7 protein-coding genes are annotated in these 18,357 nt (G+C 71.6%); 3 read left to right on the forward strand and 4 right to left on the reverse strand.

The window, feature by feature from the left end:
- Nucleotides 1-31 precede the first annotated feature (31 nt).
- A complete protein-coding gene (locus tag ABEB17_RS18080) occupies nt 32-1,366 on the forward strand; it encodes an HNH endonuclease signature motif containing protein (protein WP_345718145.1) in 1,335 nt (444 codons plus the stop codon).
- On the opposite strand, the gene ABEB17_RS18085 is transcribed toward ABEB17_RS18080, so the two are convergent.
- Nucleotides 1,342-11,307, reverse strand: coding sequence for a DUF7927 domain-containing protein (locus ABEB17_RS18085; protein WP_345718146.1), 9,966 nt, complete (start codon nt 11,305-11,307; stop codon nt 1,342-1,344). The two genes, ABEB17_RS18080 and ABEB17_RS18085, sit on opposite strands and share 25 nt — an antisense overlap.
- 326 nt (nt 11,308-11,633) lie before the next feature.
- Between ABEB17_RS18085 and ABEB17_RS18090 the strand changes: the two genes are divergently transcribed.
- Both ABEB17_RS18090 and ABEB17_RS18095 read left to right on the forward strand, forming a co-directional pair.
- A complete protein-coding gene (locus ABEB17_RS18090) occupies nt 11,634-13,499 on the forward strand; it encodes a Na+/H+ antiporter NhaA (protein ID WP_345718147.1) in 1,866 nt (621 codons plus the stop codon).
- A 118-nt stretch (nt 13,500-13,617) separates the two neighbouring features.
- Complete coding sequence (locus ABEB17_RS18095) at nt 13,618-15,144, forward strand: APC family permease (protein WP_345718148.1); 1,527 nt, start codon at nt 13,618-13,620, stop codon at nt 15,142-15,144.
- A gap of 21 nt (nt 15,145-15,165) precedes the next feature.
- Here the strand turns inward: ABEB17_RS18095 and ABEB17_RS18100 are convergent, their stop codons facing one another.
- Genes ABEB17_RS18100 through ABEB17_RS18110 form a run of 3 tightly spaced genes read right to left on the reverse strand, consistent with a single transcriptional unit; the run spans nt 15,166 to nt 18,352 of the window.
- Nucleotides 15,166-15,360 (reverse strand): hypothetical protein, encoded by a 195-nt coding sequence (locus ABEB17_RS18100; protein ID WP_345718149.1) that lies wholly within the window; start codon nt 15,358-15,360, stop codon nt 15,166-15,168.
- A 40-nt stretch (nt 15,361-15,400) separates the two neighbouring features.
- Complete coding sequence (locus tag ABEB17_RS18105; protein WP_345718150.1) at nt 15,401-17,038, reverse strand: N-acyl-D-amino-acid deacylase family protein; 1,638 nt, start codon at nt 17,036-17,038, stop codon at nt 15,401-15,403.
- Between the two features lie 6 nt (nt 17,039-17,044).
- Nucleotides 17,045-18,352 carry an alanine racemase gene (locus ABEB17_RS18110; protein WP_345718151.1) on the reverse strand — a complete coding sequence of 436 codons (1,308 nt, stop codon included), beginning with the start codon at nt 18,350-18,352 and terminating at the stop codon, nt 17,045-17,047.
- Nucleotides 18,353-18,357 lie beyond the last annotated feature (5 nt).

Consider the following 18,357-nt stretch of genomic DNA (forward strand, 5'->3'; position numbering starts at 1 on the left):
GTTTGTCGGTGTCCTCTCGTAGAGTTGACGCATGACATCAGCCCCGGGCGACGGCGTGGACGCGGCTTCCGCCGCGCTCGCGGACGCGCTCGAGGCGATCAGCCGATTCGCGCAGATCCCGGCCTGGCGGCTGGCCGATGGGCAGCTCACCGAGGCCGTCGCCGGGCTCGACGCGCTGACCCGGCGGGTGGGTGCGCAGTCGGTGCGGGTGGTCGCCGAAGCCTCCTCCCGCGGGCTGCCCGCGCAGGCAGGGCACGGCCGGGCAACGGGCTGGATCCGGCAGGCGGTGCCCACGATGAGCCCGCGGGACGCCGCCACCCTGGCCCGCCGGGCGGACGCCCTCTACCCGGGTCCCGGCGCCGTCGACCTGGAGCCCACCCGAGCCGCCGTGCTCAGCGGGTCGGTCGCACTGGACCAGGCCGAGGTGCTCACCACGACGCTGTCCGCGCTGCAACCCCCGACGGTGCCGGCCGGGACCATCGACGAAGACACCCTGGACGAGGCACAGACCTTCCTGCTCGACCAGTCAGCCGCCTTCGACGCCAGCAAGCTCACCCGGATCGCCGCTTACCTGCGGCACCGGCTCGACCCCGACGCCGACGAGCGCCTGGCCCGTGACGAAGCCGCCCGCGAACGCGCCCGCACCCTCAGCATCCACACCCTGACCTCCGGAATGGTGCATCTCGAGGGTGCACTCACCCCCGAGTGCGGCGCCGCCCTCCGCACGGCGATCGACGCGTGGTCCGCACCCCAGCCCGCGGCCGACGGCTCACCTGACCCACGCACGGCGGCGCAACGCCGCCACGACGGTCTGCACCGCCTCGCCGCCTCGGCGGTCGCCACGCCCGAGCTGCTCCCGACCACCCACGGCAGCCCCTACCGCGTCGTCGTCACCGTCCCGCACACCACCCTCGTCGCGGCGCTGCCCGACGGCACCCGGCTCTCGTCCGACGCACTGCGGACGCTGACCTGCGACAGCGAGGTCGTTCCAGTGCTGGTCGACGACCTAGGCAACCCCCTGGACGTCGGCGACACCCAGTACTCCTTCCCCGCCAAGCAGCGCCTGGCCATCGCCGTCCGCGACCAGCACTGCACCTACCGAGGATGCACCGCCCCTCCAGCCTGGTGCGACGTCCACCACCTCATCCCCTTCTCCCAGGGCGGCAGGACGGCCGTGCACAACGGCGCCCTTCTGTGCGGCCGCCACCACCGGCATGTCCATGCCACGGGCCAGACCGGCCGCGTCGAGCACGGCCACGTCACCTGGGGCACGGGGCCGCCGGACCATCAAGTGGCCGACGCCAACTGCGCCACCCAGGCCGTCGAAGCCCTCGTCCGCCGCTACCTCACGCGAATGCGTCGCTGACGCCGCTGCGCAGCCACCACGCAGACTGCGCCGGAGAGCAGCAGCGCCAGAGCGAGCCAGCCCATCACGAGGACGTCGGCGCCGGTGCGCGGCAGCCCACTGGCTGGCTCGCTGGGTGTGCCCGGCGTACTCGGCGGCCCAGGCTCCTCGCTGCCGCCCAGCACGATCGGGGTGAGGGTGCGGCAGGCATCGGCCGTCCCGTCACTGCAGTTCGAGGCATCCGGTCCGGTCACGACGTTGCCCAGCACGGCGTCACCCGCCGGCGGGTCGCCGACCGTGACCGAGTAGGTGATGGTCGCGGACGCGCCCACCGCCAAGGCACCGCTCCAGGTCAGCAGCGGCTCGGTGTAGCCGGTGGTTCCCGACGACGCGCTGGCACTGCCGTTGTAGGTCGCGTCGTCCAGCACGCCGGTCAGGTCGTCCGTGATGGTCGCCGGATCGGTTGCGGTGTAGTCGATCTCGCCGCTGTTGACGACCTCCACCGTGTACCGGACAGTGTCACCGGGGTCCACGCTGCCCGTCGGGCTGGCGGTCTTGGTGATGGTCAGCCCGGGCTCGAGGACCGTGGCCTCGGTCGAGCAGTCCGGGTCGAGCGGCGCATCGGCGGCGGCCGCCAGTGGTCGTGACTGCAGGACGCGGGCACCCTCCGCCAGAGGCACGGGGCAGTTGCTGTCCGGCGGGCCGACCAGGACGTTCGGCAGTCGTCCGTTACCCGCACCCGGCGGCTTGACCGTGACGGAGTAGGTAATCGTCACCGTGTCGCCCGGATCCAGCGAGCCGTCCCAGCCGATCACCTCGCCCTCGACCCCCACTCGGCCGAGCGAGGCCTGCAGGTCGCCGTTCCAGCTCGCGTCATCGAGCACGTCCGTGAGCCGGTCCGTGAGCTTGGCGGACTCCGGGACGACGTAAGGGACCGCACCGATGTTCTCCGCGGTCAGCGTGTAGGTCACGACGTCACCCGGGACGACGTCACCCGACGGCTGCTGCGCTTTGGCCATCCGCAGTGCCCGGATGGCCGCCGTGACGGTGCAGCCGTCCACGGTCGGGTCGGCGCAGGTGGACTCCGGTGGGCCGGTGACCGCGTTGGTGAGCGTGCCGTTCCCGGTGAGGGGGTCGTTGACCGTCACCGAGTACGTGACCGTCGCGGTCGCACCCACGGCCAGCGGTCCGGCCCACCGCAGCGTCGGGGCGGAGTAGGCCACCACGCCGGCGCTGGCGGTGGCGTCGTCGCCCCAGGTGGCGTCGTCCACGACGTCGGTCAGGTCGTCGCTGAAGCTCGCCGGGTGGACTGGGGTGTAGGCGACCTGACCGCTGTTCGTGACCGTCACGGTGTACGCGATGGTCTCGCCGGGCCCCACCGTCGGTCGGGCGCTCTGGGACTTGACGATGTCCAGGCCACGGGTGAGCACCGGCATCTCGGTCGTGCACCCCGCGGCGGTGGGGTCGCCGCAGGTCGACTCGGGCGGCCCGGTGACCGCGTTCGTCAGCGTCCCGTCGCCGGGCGTCGGGTCGTCCACGGTCACGGAGTACGTGACGGTGGCGGTTGCCCCCACGTCGAGCGCGCCGGACCAGCTGAGCGTCGGGTCGGTGAAGCTGACCTCACCGGCGCTCGCCGCCGCGGTGTCGTCCCAGGTCGCGTCGTCCAGGACGGCCGTCAGGTCGTCGTCGAAGGTCGCCGGATCCGTTGCGGTGTAGGGCACCTGGCCGCTGTTCGTGACCTTCACGGTGTAGAGCACCGAGTCACCGACCGCAACCTCGTCGGACGGCTCGGACGTCTTGACGATCGTCAACGAGCGGACCGGTGTGGTCGTCGTGCACCCGGGCCCGTCGCCGTCAGCGCAGCTGGACTCCGGCGGCCCGGTGACCGCATTGGTGATCAGCCCGTCCCCGGTGACCGGGTCGTTCACGGTGACCGAGTAGGTGATCGTGGCGCTGGCGTCGACCGCCAACGGGCCGGACCAGGACAGGGTCGGGGCCGTGTACGTCGCGGTGCCGGCGCTGGCGGCGGCGTTGCCGTCGTAGGCGGCGTCATCGAGGACGTCGGACAGGTCGTCCGCGAAGGTCGCCGGCTCGCCCGCGGTGTACGCGGCACCCCCCGAGTTCGTGACGACGACCGTATACGTCACGACGCCGCCAGGAAGCACCTCGCCGGTCGGAGCCGCCGTCTTGGTGATCTGCAGCGCCCGGACCAGGGTCGTCGTGGTGCAGCCGGCCGCGGTCGGGTCGGCGCAGGTGGACTCGGCTGGGCCGGTCACCGCGTTGGTCAGCGTGCCGTCCCCGGACGGCGGGTCGTTCACGGTCACCGAGTAGGTGATCGTCGCCGTCGCACCGGCGGCCAAGGGGCCCGACCAGCTGAGTGTCGGGGTCGCGAAGCTCACCGTTCCGGCACTGGCGGCCGCGTCATCGTTGTAGGTCGCGTCGTCGAGGACGGCGGACAGGTCGTCGCTGAACGTGGCGGGTTCGGTCGCGGTGTACGGCACCTGGCCGGTGTTGGTGACCTTGACGGTGTACGTGACCTTGCCGGTGGGGGTGACCTCACCCGTCGGCGACGACGTCTTGACGATCTGCAGGGCGCGGACCTGCGTCGTCGTGCTGCAGCCGTCGTCCGTCGGGTCGGCGCAGGTCGACTCCGGTGGGCCGGTTACCGCGTTGGTCAGCGTGCCGTCCCCGGACAACGGGTCGTTCACCGTCACCGAGTACGTGATCGTCGCCTCGTCACCTGGTGCGAGCGCGCCCGACCAGGAGAGCGCCGGCGTCGCGAACGCCGCCGTGCCGGTCGACGCCACCGCATCGCCGTTGTACGCGGCGTCGTCCAGGACCGCGGACAGATCGTCACTGAAGGTCGCGGGATCGGCTGCGGTGTAAGGAGCCTGACCGGTGTTCGTGACCGTCACGGAGTAGGTGACCGTTCCGGCCGGGGTGACCTCACCGGTCGGCGACGACGTCTTGCTGATCTCGAGCGACTGCAGCAGCGTCGTGGTCGTGCAGCCGTCGTCGGTCGGGTCGGCGCAGGTCGACTCCGGCGGCCCGGTCACCGCGTTGGTCAGCGTGCCGTCCCCGGACAGCGGGTCGTTCACCGTCACCGAGTACGTGATCGTCGCCTCGTCACCCGGTGCGAGAGCCCCCGACCAGGAGAGCGCCGGCGTCGCGAACGTCGCCGTGCCGGCGCTGGCGACCGCGTCGTCGTTCCAGGTCGCGTCGTCCAGGACTGCGCTCAGGTCGTCGGCGAAGGTGGCTGGATCGGTTGCGGTGTACGGCACCTGCCCGGTGTTGGTGACCCGCACCGTGTAGGTGACGACGCCGCCGGGCGTCACCGTCCCCGTCGGGGAGGATGCCTTGACGATGCTCAGCGACTGCACGGCCGTGCTCGTGGTGCAGCCGTCCGCGGTGGGGTCGGCGCAGGTCGACTCCGGCGGGCCCGTCACGGCGTTGGTGAGGGTGCCGTCCCCGGTCAGCGGGTCGTTCACCGTCACCGAGTAGGTGATCGTCGCGTCGTCACCCGGCGCGAGCGCGCCCGACCAGGTGAGGGTGGGGTCGTTGAAGGCCACCGTTCCGGCAGTCGCGGCCGCGTCCCCGTTGTACGACGCGTCGTCCAGCACTGCGGTCAGCTCGTCCGAGAAGGTCGCCGGATCCGCGGCCGGGTAGGCGCTCTGCCCGCTGTTGGTCACCGTGACCGTGTACGTCACGGTGCCGCCCGGTGTCACCGCCCCAGCGGGTGACGCCGTCTTCACGATCGACAGGGACCGGACGGGAGTCGTCGTGGTGCACCCGTCCGTCGTCGCGTCGGGGCAGGTCGACTCCGGCGGGCCGGTCACCGCGTTCGTCAGGGTGCCGTCGCCGGTCAAGGGGTCGTTCACCGTCACCGAGTAGGTGATCGTCGCCGTGGCGCCGGCCACGAGCGGACCACTCCAGGTCAGGACCGGTGTGGTGAAGGAGGCGGTACCCGTGGACGCCGCGGCGTCGTCGTTCCACGTGGCGTCGTCCAGCACCGCCGTGAGGTCGTCGCTGAACGTGGCCGGATCCGCTGTGGTGTAGGCGACCTGGCCGCTGTTGGTCACCGCCACGGTGTAGGTGACGACCCCGCCAGGGGTGACCTGACCGGCCGGGGACGCCGTCTTGGTGATGGTGAGCGCCCGCACGGGCGTCGTGGTCGAGCAGCCGTCCGCGGTCGGGTCGGCGCAGGTCGACTCCGGCGGACCGGTCACCGCGTTGGTCAGCCGGCCGTCACCCGTCACCGGGTCGTTCACCGTCACCGAGTAGGTGATCGTCGCGTCGTCCCCGGCGGCCAGCGGCCCGGACCAGGACAACGACGGATCGTTGAAGGCCGCTGTCCCGACGTCGGCGGTGGCGTTGCCGTCGTACGTCGCGTCGTCCAGCACCGCGGTGAGGTCGTCGGAGAAGGTCGCGGGGTCGACGGCGGTGTAGTCGACGCCACCGGTGTTCGTGACCTGCACGGTGTACGTCACCACGCTGCCCGGCACGACCTCGCCGGTCGGCGTGGAGGTCTTGGTGATCTCCAGCGCGCGCACCGATGTCGTGGTGGTGCAGCCGTCCGCGGTCGGGTCGGCGCACGTCGACTCCGGCGGGCCGGTGACGGCGTTGGTGAGGGTGCCGTCCCCGGACACCGGGTCGTTCACCGTCACCGAGTAGGTGATCGTCGCGACCGCACCGGGTTCCAGTGCCCCCGACCAACCCAGCGTCGGAGCGGTGTAGGTCGGGGTGCCGGGGTTGGCCGCCGCGTCGCCGTTGTAGGTCGCGTCATCCAGGACGGCGGACAGGTCGTCACTGAAGTCCGCCGGATCGGCTGCCGTGTAGGCAACCTGACCCGTGTTGGTGACCGTGACGGTGTAGGTGACCGTGCCGCCGGGGGTGACGTCACCGGTGGGCGACGCGGTCTTCGTGATCTGCAGGGCCTGGACCAACGTCGTCGTCGAGCAGCCGTCCACGGTCGACTCGGCGCAGGTCGACTCCGGCGGCCCGGTCACCGCATTCGTCAGCGTCCCGTCCCCGGACAGCGGGTCGTTCACCGTCACCGAGTACGTGATGGTGGCGTCACCGCCCGGCGCGAGCGGACCCGACCACGTGATGGTGGGGTCGTTGAAGACCACTGCGCCAGCACTCGCGACCGCGTCGCCGTTGTAGGTCGCGTCGTCCAGCACCGCGGTCAGCTCGTCCGAGAACGTGGCCGGGTCGACGGCGGTGTAGGCGACCTGCCCGGTGTTGGTGACCGTCACCGTGTACGTCACCGTGCCACCCGGAGTGGTGCTCCCGCTCGGGGCCGAGCGCTTCACGATCTGCAGCGCCCGCACCAGCGTCGTGGTCGTGCAGCCGTCGGCGGTCGGGTCGGCGCAGCTGGACTCCGGTGGGCCGGTGACCGCGTTGGTGAGGGTTCCGTTCCCGGACAGCGGGTCGTTCACCGTGACCGAGTACGTGATCGTCGCGGTGGCGCCCGGCGCGAGCGCGCCGGACCAGGAGAGCTTGGGCGTCGCGAACGTCGCCGTGCCGGCGCTGGCGGTCGCGTCGCCGTTGTACCTCGCGTCGTCCAGCACCGCCGTCAGGTCGTCCGAGAACGTCGCCGGGGCGGCAGCGGTGTACGGCACCTGCCCGGTGTTGGTGACCCGCACCGTGTAGGTCACGACGCCCCCGGGCGCCACCTGCCCGGTCGGGGCCGACGACTTCTCGATCTGCAGGGCCCGGACCAGCGTCATGGTCGTGCAGCCAGCTGCCGTCGGGACGGCGCAGGTGGACTCCGGTGGGCCGGTGACGGCGTTGGTGAGGGTGCCGTTACCGGTCAACGGGTTGTTCACCGTCACCGAGTAGGTGATGGTGGCCGTGGCCCCCACCGCCAGCGGTCCGGACCAGGACAGCCTCGGTCTCGCGAACGTCGCCGTGCCAGCGCTCGCGGTGGCGTCGCCGTTCCAGGTGGCGTCGTCCAGGACCGCGGTCAGGTCGTCACTGAAGGTGGCCAGATGCGCTGCCGTGTAGTCGATCTCGCCGGTGTTGGTCACCCTCACCGTGTAGGTGACCGTGCGCCCCGGCAGCACCTGCCCGGTCGGGCTCGAGGTCTTGGCGATCCTCAGACCACGCGCCAGCACCGGTGTCGTCGTCGTGCACCCGCCCGCCGTCGGAGCCGCGCAGCTGGACTCCGGCGGTCCCGTCACCGCGTTGCGCAGCGCCCCGTCCCCCGGGTCCGGGTCCTTCACCGTCACCGAGTACGTGATGGTCGCCACGGCGTCGACCGCCAGCGCACCCGACCAGGACAGCGTCGGCGAGGCGAAGGACACCGTGCCCGCGCTCGCCGCCCCGTCACCGTTGTACGTCGCGTCGTCCAGCACCGCGGTCAGGTCATCCGAGAACCTCGCCGGATCGGCCGCCGTGTACGCCACCCCGCCGGAGTTCGTGACCACGACCGAGTAGGTGACGGTGTCGCCGGGGGCCGCCGAGCCCGGGGTCGGTGTCTTGACGATCGTCAGGGCACGGACGCCGAGCCTCACGGCGCAACCGGACGACGTCGCGACGGCACAGGTCGACTCCGGCGGTCCGCGCACCCCGTTCGTCAGCACCCCGTCGCCCGAGACCGGGGCGTTCACCGTGACCGAGTACGTGATCGTGGCCGTCGCCCCCGGAGCGAGCGGACCCGTCCAGGACAGGTTCGGCGTCGCGAACGAGACCGTCCCCGCCGACGCCGCCGCGTCGCCGTTGTAGGTCGCGTCGTCCAGCACCGCGGCCAGGGAGTCGGTGAACGTCGCCGGATCACCCACGGTGTACGCCACCTTGCCGCTGTTCGTGACCCGCACCGTGTAGCCCACGGAGTCACCGGGCCGAAGCACCCCAGCGGCACCCGAGGTCTTCACGATGGTCAGCGCCCGCACCGGCGTGGTCGTCGTACACCCCACGGACGTCGGGACGGCACAGTTCGACTCGGGTGGCCCGGTCACCGCGTTGCTCAGGATCCCGTTGCCGGTCAACGGGTTGCTGACCGTCACCGAGTAGGTGATGGTGGCCGTGGCACCCACCGCCAGCGGTCCGGACCAGGACAAGGTCGGGCTCGCGAACGTCGCCGTTCCCGCGCTCGCACTCGCGTCGCCGTTGTAGGTCGCGTCGTCCAGCACCGTTGCCAGGTTGTCCGTGAAGGTGGCTGGGGTCGTCGAGGTGTAGGGCACCTGGCCGGTGTTGGTGACCCTGACGGTGTACGTCACCTTGCCGCCCGGGATGGCCTGGGACGGCGCCGCGGACTTGGTGATCTGCAGACCCGGGGTGGCGAAGCCGACCTGCCAGTCCTCCACCTCGCCGGAGACCGCGCCGAGCCCGACGTCCGTCACCGCCAGGGCCAGCGCCGCAGCTGCCGGTGCGGTGTCCAGCGAGACGCGCAGCCGTAGGTACGAGCTGACCGGTGGCGTCACGCCCGCCGGGACCGTCCAGGTGAGCGTGACGCTGTGGGTGGTCGTCCCGGCACTGGTGACGGCCGCTTCGGCGCTGTCGAACGTGCCGTTGTTGTTGAAGTCGATCCACCCGGCGAGCGTCGCCGGCTGCCCGGCGTTGTTGGTGATGGGTACGGCTTGACTGATCGTCCCGGCGGCGCGGTTGTAGACCGGGTTGGCGGGGAAGGCGTCGTCCGAGTCGAGGTTCGCGGCCGCCGAGGGTCGGCCGTCGTTCTCCAGCGTGACGGTGCTGCCGATCATGACCGAGGGGGCGCCACCCGCCGTGCGTGTTACCTGGTGCAGCGGACCGCCGCTGTTCAAGGTGGTGGTGTAGGAGTCCGGGGCGTCACCGAAGTCCAGCGGCAGCGGGGCGTTCACGCAGCGCGCGCCGTCGTTCTGGTTGGACGCCGGACCGTAGGAGAAGAACGAGATGTCCGTCGGGTTGTTCATGTTGATGCGCCAGGTGTGGCCGGTGCCGTTGTTGGCGGCGTACAGGTAGCCGTTGCTGTCGGCGTACGTCGCCCCCATCTGGGGATCGTTGGTCTGCTGGCTGTTCACCCCGTTCGGCGCCGTCAGGCGACCCGGTGAGGCGACCAGCGTGGTCGTGCCGGTGCGCGGGTCGAAGCGGAAGACCTGGGCGTTGAAGGTGTTGGCGTTGTAGCCGACCGAGTAGAGGTTTCCGTCCGCGGGGTTGAAGGACCAGTCGGCGCCGAAGACCTGGTTGGCGTTACCCGTGCCGGTCTGGCCACCACCCACGGTCTGCAGGTACGTCGGGGAGCCGGGGTTGACGTCGACCGCCAGCCAGCGCGCGTTGGTGGGTGTGTTGGTGCGGCCGTACCAGATCCCCGCCGGAGAGACGTCCCCCGTGTTCATGGTGCCGAAGTCCGACAGCGGGAAGCCGGTGCTGCTGACGTCGGGGGCACCCAGGTTCGTCACGGTGCTGAAGTCCGGCGAGATTCGGACGAGCGCCTGCCCCCCGGCGTCGCCGGCCTGGATGTAGCCGTAGTAGTTGCCGTCCGTGACGTTGTAGCCGACCGAGTTGATCTTCGCCCCGGCGACCGTGGCCCCGGCGTTGGTGACGCCGGTGACGAGGTTGACCGTCTTGACGTTCGTCGTCTGGCCGGTGGCCGGGCTCTGCCAGAGCGTCGCGTCGGTGGGGCAGGAGCCTGGTGCCGGCGGGGGCAGGAACGTGATGCTGGTGCTACCCGGTGCCAGCAGACCGCTCGTCGTCACGTTGCTCGGCCCGTTCGTGTAGGTGCCTGCGGTGTTCGACGTGACGTCGACGGTGAAGGTGCAGGAGTTGACGTTGGCCCCGGACAGGTCGCCGGTCGCCGAGAGGCTGCTCGGGGTTCCCGTCATGGCACCGTTCGCGCAGGTGGTCGTGAACGCCAGCGGCTGCTTGACCTGCAAGCCGGCCGGCATGGCGTCCGTGAACGACCAGCCGAGCTTGGGCCCGGACGACTGGGTCGGCGCCAGCGGGTTGTAGGTGTTGGTGACCGTGAACGTCAGCTTGCCGGTGGCACCCAGCGGGTAGCCGCCACCCTCGCGCGGCCCGGTGGAGAACTGCTTGTCGACCTTCGGGGTGGTGTCCAGGATCAGGATGTTGTCCCACGCGGAGTCGTTGCCGCTCCCGGAGTTCGTCAGGTTCTGCAGGCGCAGCCGCAGCGAGTTCCCGGTCGCGCGGATCGGGGTGTCGCCCAGGAAGGTGCCGGTCCGGGTCATGCGCGCGTTGGCATTCCCACCGATCTGCACGGTCTGCGCCGGGTCGCAGACGTTCGGGATGGTGCTGAACGCCGGTGAGCTGGTCCCGTCCTGCTGGATCATCGTGAACTGCGGCCGGGCCACCGTCGCGCCGTTGATGCAGCTCATCGTGACCTCGTCCACTGAGAACGAGAAGTAGTGCCCTGGCGTGACGGGCAGTGGCTGCTTGAACTCCAGCTCGGTCCCGTTGCCCGGGTTGCCGTTGGTGAACGCCGCAACCTGGTGGTTGTCCAGGTCGCTGGCGGGCTGCCCGGAGCCGGCGAGGAACGACGTGTAGGGCCACGCCGCGCTGTGGACGTACGTCCCCATGTCGGCCGCCATGTAACGCAGCCGCGTCCAGAACTCGTTGGCAGGCGCGGTCGTGGCACAGGCAGCGGCCGAAGCGGCCGAGGGCAGCGGCGTCGTGGTGTCCGTCTTCGGGGTGGTGGCCCGCATGACCAACCCGTTGCAGAACTGCCCGTTCCACTGCGGGTCGGCCGTGTACGTCATCCCCGTGCGTCCGACGTACCCCGGCTGGAAGCCGGGCGAGCCAGGCGCGGCGCCGTTCGGGTAGTCCGCCAGGGTCTGCACGAACGTCGAGGTGTTCTCCGTCGGGATGTTCTCGAAGTTCTCGAAGTACGACAGGCTCGGCGCCTCCATCACGCCCGGGCTGCCGGGCGCGGCCTGCGCCGGTGCGGGGTTAGCGACGTCCGCCGCGACGACGGCCACCGTCGCGAGACCGGTGGCCAGGGACGCGGCGAGCAGGGTGCCGACGGGCACGCAGGCGATCAGCCGACGTGCCCGGTTCGCGTCACGACCCCGGCGCGTCGACTCCCCGAACCTGCCCCGGTGCGCCGTCCGCACGTCCCTGCCTCCGCGCGTCCCAGCCGAAGGACAGACGGGCGTACCCCGTACGCGGTGTCGTCCGTGAAACGGCTGGAAACTCGTTGAAGCGTCCCGCGTGACAGAAGGGATGTAAAGGGGTACTTGCCATCAGAAGTGACTGCAGGAGTATTGGATCTTCGGCAACCGGCTGAGCCCCTGGCGGGAATGCCTCGGCGGTGGGCAGGCTTAGCCCTCTCGCGGAACGCGAAAGGGGACTGCCGGTGTCGACGCCGTGGCTGACCGTCCGCAACACCCCGGTGCGCGAGTTCATCCGAACCGAGACCGGCAGTGCCGCCCTGCTGGTGGCCGCGATCGCGGCCGCCCTGGGCTGGGTGGCGATGATGCCGGCGGCGTACGAGAGCTTCTGGTCCACCCGGATCGCGTTCTCGATCGGTGACGCCGAGATCGCCCAGGACCTGCGCGGCTGGGTCAACACCGGCCTGATGACCTTCTTCTTCCTGGTGATCGGCCTGGAGGCCCGGCGCGCACTCGACATCGGCGAGCTACGAGCCCGCAGCCGCACCGTGCTGCCGGTGCTGGCCGGGCTGGCCGGCATGGCGGCGGCCGCCGGGGTCTTCCTGGTCGTCACGGCCGGGACCGACGCGACCCACGGGTGGGGCGTGGCCATCTCGACCGACACCGCCTTCGCGCTCGGCATGCTGGCGCTGCTGCGCGCACAGCCGGCCGGGCGGCTGCGCACCTTCCTGCTGACCGTGCTGGTGGTGGACGACGTCGCCGCGCTGCTGGTCATCGCGTTCTTCTACAGCGAGGACGTCAGCCTGTGGCCGTTGCTGGTCGCGGTCGCGCTGTTCGGCGTCATCGCGGCCGGCGTGCTCACCCGGCGCCGGCACGGCGTCACGTACACGCTGCTGTCCATCGCGGTCTGGGCCTTCCTGTTCGAGTCCGGCGTGGACCCGCTGGTGCTCGGCCTCGCGCTGGGCCTCCTGCTGTACGCGCACCCCGTCGAGCCGGACGCCCTCGAGGTGGCCAGCGAGCGGTTCCGGTCGTTCCGGGAGCAGCCGACGTCCGAGCTGGCGCGCGAGGCGCAGCTCGGCCTGCGGTTCGCGGTCTCCCCCAACGAGCGGCTGCAGAACCTGTTCCACCCGTGGACGAGCTACGTGGTCGTGCCGGTCTTCGCGCTCGCCAACGCCGGCATCGTGCTGAGCGGTGACGCCTTGGACGATGCGCTGCACTCCCGGATCAGCTGGGGCATCGTGCTCGGCTTCGTGGTCGGCAAGCCGCTGGGCATCCTGGTCACCGCTGGGCTGGTGCGGGCCATGACTCGCGGACGCCTGCAGCCGTCGGTCGGCTGGGGCGCCGTGGCCGGGGGCGCTGCCAGCACGGGCGCCACCTTCACGGTCTCGCTGCTCATCGCGGCGCTGGCGTTCGACGGCGACCAGCTCGAGGAGGCGAAGATCGGGGTGCTGGCCGCGACGGTCCTCGCCACCGTGGTGTCCTGGCTCGTCTTCCGGGTGGTCGCTGCGCTGCCGACGCAGCTCCGCAACCGCGCGATGTACGGCGCCGTGCCCGCGCTGACGGACCTGACCGAGCCCGTGGACCCGGACCGCGACCACATCCGCGGGCCGGTGGACGCACCCGTGACGCTCGTCGAGTACGGCGACCTGGAGTGCCCCTTCTGCGGCCAGGCGGAGGAGGCGGTCCGTGAGCTGCTGACCGGGTGCACGGACGTCCGCTACGTCTGGCGGCACCTGCCGCTGCGTGACGTGCACCCGCGTGCGCAGCAGGCCGCCGTCGCGACCGAGGCCGCCGCGCGGCAGGGCCAGTTCTGGCCGATGCGCGACCTGCTGCTGACCCGGCAGGACGCGCTGGCCCCGCGCCAGCTCATCGCGTACGCCGGCGAGCTCGGGTTGGACGTTGAGCAGTTCGTCGCCGACCTCAAGCACGGCAAGGGCTCGGCCCGGATCGACGCCGACGTGGAGGGCGCTGCGGCCAGCGGCGTCCGGGGGACGCCGACCTTCTTCGTGAACGGACGTCGGCACCACGGCGCCTTCGACCTGCCCGCGCTGCTCGGCTCGGTGGACGAGGCGAGGCGGACGCTGGGATTGACTCGCGGGTCAACAACGTAATCACGACCTCTCGGACGCAAGCGACACCGATCGCCGACTCCGAGGTCGCGAGTCCTTGTGCGGGAGGCGATCCGGGCCTAGGTTCGGCGCCGCACCCTCCCTGCCGAAAGGAACGCCGATGTCGTCGTCCGCATCACCGCAGGCCGCCTCCGGAGCCGCTGACGAGGAGCATCTCGCCGCCCTCGGGTACTCCGGCGAGCTGCAGCGCCACATGGGCCTGTGGTCCAACATGGCCCTGGGCTTCACCTACCTCTCGCCGCTGGTCGGCGTCTACTCGCTCTTCGCCTACAGCCTGTCCGTCGGCGGTCCGCCGTCCATCTGGTGGCTCGTCATCGTCGGCGCCGGGCAGCTGCTGGTCGCCCTGGTGTTCGGCGAGGTCGTCTCGCAGTACCCGTTGGCCGGTGGCATCTACCCGTGGACGCGTCGGCTCTGGAACCGCCAGTACGCCTGGCTGGTGTCCTGGGTCTACATCTGGGCGATCATCGTCACCGTCACCGCGGTGGCCGAGTACGCCAGCGTGTTCGTGAGCGCCCTCTTCGAGATCGAGGCCACGCCCGCCGTCACGTTCCTGACCGTGGTGGTGCTGCTGGTGCTGGCGCTGGCGTTCAACTACAGCGGCACCCGGATGCTCGGCCGCATCGCCCGCATCGGCCTCACCGCCGAGCTGGTCGGCGTGGTCGCGCTCGGCCTCTTCCTGCTGATCTTCAAGCGGGAGCAGCCCTTCTCGGTGTTCTTCGACCCGATGGGCGCCGGCGGCGACGCGGCCTACCTGGGCACCTTCCTGACGGCGGCGCTGGCCGGCCTGTTCCTGTTCTACGGCTTCGAGGCCTGCGGCGACGTCGCCGAGGAGGTCGCCGACCCCACCCGGCAGATCCCCAAGGCCATGATCCTGACCATCCTGGTCGGCGGCGTCTCGGGACTCATGTCCTACGCCGGGTACGTCCTGGCCGCGCCCAACCTGCAGGACATCGTGGACGGCAAGGACACCGACCCGATCCCGTCCATCCTCGAGGACGCGCTGGGCAGCGCCGGCTCCAAGGTGTTCCTGTGCGTCGCCGTCATCGCGTTCATCTCGTGCGTGCTCTCGCTGCAGGCGGCCGGCAGCCGGCTGCTCTACGCGTTCGCCCGCGACCGGATGCTGCCCGGCAGCAGCTGGCTGGCCAAGGTCTCCGACCGGCACGCGGTGCCGACCAACGCGCTGCTCGTCGTCTGCCTCATCCCCGGCCTGATCGCGCTGTTCGTCTACTGGCGGCCGGACTCCCTGACCAAGGTGACCTCGTTCGCCGTCCTCGGCATCTACGTGGCGTTCCAGGCCGTCGTCCTGGCCGCGCTGCGTCAGCGTCTGCGCGGCTGGAAGCCGGCCGGGCTCTGGACGCTCGGTGCCTGGGGCATGGTGGTCAACGTCGCCGCCCTGGCGTACGGCATCTTCGCGATGATCCTGCTGGTGCGTCCGGCGTCCGAGGGGCCGTTCGTGGACCGTTGGATCGTGCTCATCGGCCTCGCGATCGTGCTCGGTTCGGGCGCGCTCTACCTGGCGCTGGCCCGACCCGACCGCCACTCGTCGGAGGTCGCCGAGGGTGACGCCATCGAGGTCGCGGCGCACCTGCGCCAGATCCGCGCCGAGGCCGGCGTGGACCCGGCGTGACGGGGCCTACTGACTGACGGGCTAGAGACCCATCCGGCGGATGCCGATGCTGCTGGCGGGTGAGATGTCGTTGGTGCTCACGCCCCAGCGCTTGAGGTTGTCCTCGTGCTCGTCCGTGTCGAGCTCGTCGGGCAGCGACGCCTCGGCCTCGGCTGCGTGGTCGTGGTGACCACGACTCTTCAGCAGCTCGATGATGTGGTGCTTGTGGGTCTTCATCTGCGTGGCCCCCTCGGGTGGCGTTCGACTCCTTCGAACGTTATGCCTCCCGAGGGGGTCGCGTCGATGGGTTGACTGGCCCGGTCTGACCGCGGCGCAGCGTGCGGCCCGGCAGGGCCTCGGTACGCCGCCCGGCCTCGATGACCGGCACGCCGTTCACCAGCACCCACTCGATCCCGACCGACTGCTGGCGCGGGTCCTCGTACGTCGCCGCGTCCCGCACCGTGGCCGGGTCGAACAGCACCAGGTCGGCCGCATAGCCCTCCCGGACCAGGCCGCGGTCGGTCAGGCCGAGTCGCTCGGCCGGCGTCCCGGTGAGGTGCCGGACGCACTCGGCCAGGTCCAGCACCCCCTCGTCGCGGACGTAGTGCCCGAGGTACCGCGGGAAGGTCCCCCAGGCCCGCGGGTGCGGCCGTGCCCCGACCACGATCGCGTCCGAGCCTCCGCAGTGCCGCGGGTGCGCCATGATCGTGCGGACGTTCGACTCGTCCCCCACGTGCTGCAGGATCGTCGTGGCAGCCCGGTCGGCGACGAGCAGCTCGAAGTACTCCTCGACCGGACGCCGCCCGGACGCCGCGCCGAGCTCGGCGATCGTCCGACCGACCGCGTCCGACGCGGCCGGGTCACGCACCCCGCTGACCTGGATCGTCGTCCAGTCGACCGGGCAACCATGGCATCCGTCGGTACCGTCGACCTCGAGCTCGCGGGTCAGTCGCTCGCGGATGGCCGGGTCCTGAAGCCGTTGCAGCAGAGCGGGTGTCCCCCCGCCGAGTGCCCAGCTGGGCAGCAGCGCGCTCAACGTGGTGGAGCCGGCCAGGTACGGGTACGTGTCCAAGGTGACGTCGACGCCGTCGGCCAGCGCGTCGTCCACCAGGGCCAGCAGCTCGGCGGCTCGGCCTCGGTTCGGCTCGAAGTTCATCGTCGCGTGGGTCAGGTGCAACGCGCAGCCCGACCGGCGCGCGACGTCCACCATCTCCGCGTACGCCTCGAGCGCTCCGGCGCCGTACGAGCGGGTGTGCGGGCTGTAGTAGCCGCCGTGCTCAGCCACCACCGTGCACAGCGCGACGAGCTCCTCGGTGTCGGCGAACATCCCCGGCGGGTACGTGAGCCCGCTGCTCATCCCCAGCGCACCCTCGGTCAGGCCCTGGCGCAGCAGCCGGACCATCACCGCCAGCTCGGCTGCCGTCGCGGGCCGGTTCTCGTCGCCCATCGCCAGCAGCCGCAGGTTCCCCTGCGGCACCAGGTAGCCGACGTTGCAGGCGATGCCCTGGTCCAGCCGGTCCAGGTAGCCCGCCACCGAGTCCCACTGCTCCTCGACGCCCCCGGTCTGCCCGTTCCACCCCGCGATCTGGTCCTGCAGCCGGGCCCGCACCGCCGCGTCCACCGGGGCGAACGAGAGCCCGTCCTGGCCCAGCACCTCCGTGGTGACGCCCTGGCTCACCTTGGCCGTGTGGGCCGAGTTCGCGAGGATCTGCAGGTCCGAGTGGGCGTGCAGGTCGATGAAGCCGGGGCACAGGACCAGTCCGTCCGCGTCGATGGTGCGGCTGGCACTGGGCGCCGCGCCGACCCCGCCGATCGAGGCGATCGAACCGCCGTCGACGGCGACGTCCGCGACGGTGCCCGGTGCGCCCGTGCCGTCCAGGACGGTGGCGGCTCGGATCAGGAGGTCGACCGGCACGAGGGCTCAGAACCGGGTGCGGATCAGGTCGACCACCATCGGGTCGTCGGCATCCGCGTCGTCCAGCACCGGGATCAGGCCCCACTTGTCGAACGCGGTGCAGGGGTGCGAGAGGCCCAGCCGCAGCACGTCCCCCACCTGGACCGGCGCCGGTCGCCGCGCGTCGAAGGACAGGAAGCCGTGCTGGTCGTTGAGCGCCGTCACCTCGATGCCGTCCAGCGGTGCCCCGCCGGCCAGCCGCTGCACCGTCGGCAGCCCCTCGTCGAACGGTAGGTCTCGCTTGCCGGCGTCGAAGATCGCCGTGCCGACCTCTGGCTGCGAGGTCACCCGCACCCAGCCGTGCATGGCGGACGTGAGGCGCCCGCCGTCCGCCCGCGGCTCCTCGCCGAGCGGGCTGATGTGCCGGTAGAAGCCGTCGTCGTGCACCAGGTAGGCCCCCGAGCGCAGCACCACGTCGACCCCGTCGGAGCCGAGCGACCCGAGCACCTCGGCGACCAGCTCGAAGTAGGCGCTGCCGCCGGCCGTCACGACCGGCCGCACGCCGGTCGGGTACAGCCCCTCGGCCGCCACGCTGCGGTGCAGGTCGCCCAGCTCCCGCAGGTAGTCCCGGACGACGGCCAGGCCCGCCGCGTCGCTGTCGTGCGCCAGCGCACCCTCGTAGCCGGCGACGCCGGCCAGCCGCAGGTGCGCCGACCGCGCGATCGCCCGGGCCACCTCGATCGCGGACGCCGCATCGCGCGCACCGGTGCGCCCGCCCGGGCCGCCCAGCTCGACCAGGACGTCGACCGGTCGGCCGTCGTCCGTGGCCAGGGCGTCGTCCCCGAGCGCGGCGTCCATGGCTGCGACGGCGTCGACCGAGTCCGCCCAGACGCTGACGTCGAGGTCGGCGTCGGCGGCCAGCTCGCCGGCCAGCCAGCGCAGCCCGGGCGGCGACAGCAGCAGGTTCGCCACCATGATCTGCCGCACCCCGAAGGCGCGCGCCACCGCGAGCTGGCTCAGGTTGGCGACCGTGATCCCCCGGGCACCGGCGGCCAGCTGGCGGGCCCACAGCTGCGGCGCCATCGTCGTCTTGCCGTGCGGCGCCAGGCCGAGGCCGCGCTCGGCGGCCCAGCGTGCCAGCAGCTCGATGTTCGCGCCGAGGGCCCGCTCCGACAAGGTGAGCAAGGGCGTCGGCAGGTCGGACCGGCGAAGCCCGAGCGCCACCACCTCGGCCGGCGTCCGGCCCCAGCAGGACGCCGGGAGCGCCTTGTCCTGGGGTCCGACCGCGATGGCGGCGAGCCGGGCCACTGCGTGGGAGTCGATCAACTCGGGCATCACGC

The organism is Angustibacter luteus (assembly GCF_039541115.1).
GTDB lineage: Bacteria > Actinomycetota > Actinomycetes > Actinomycetales > Angustibacteraceae > Angustibacter > Angustibacter luteus.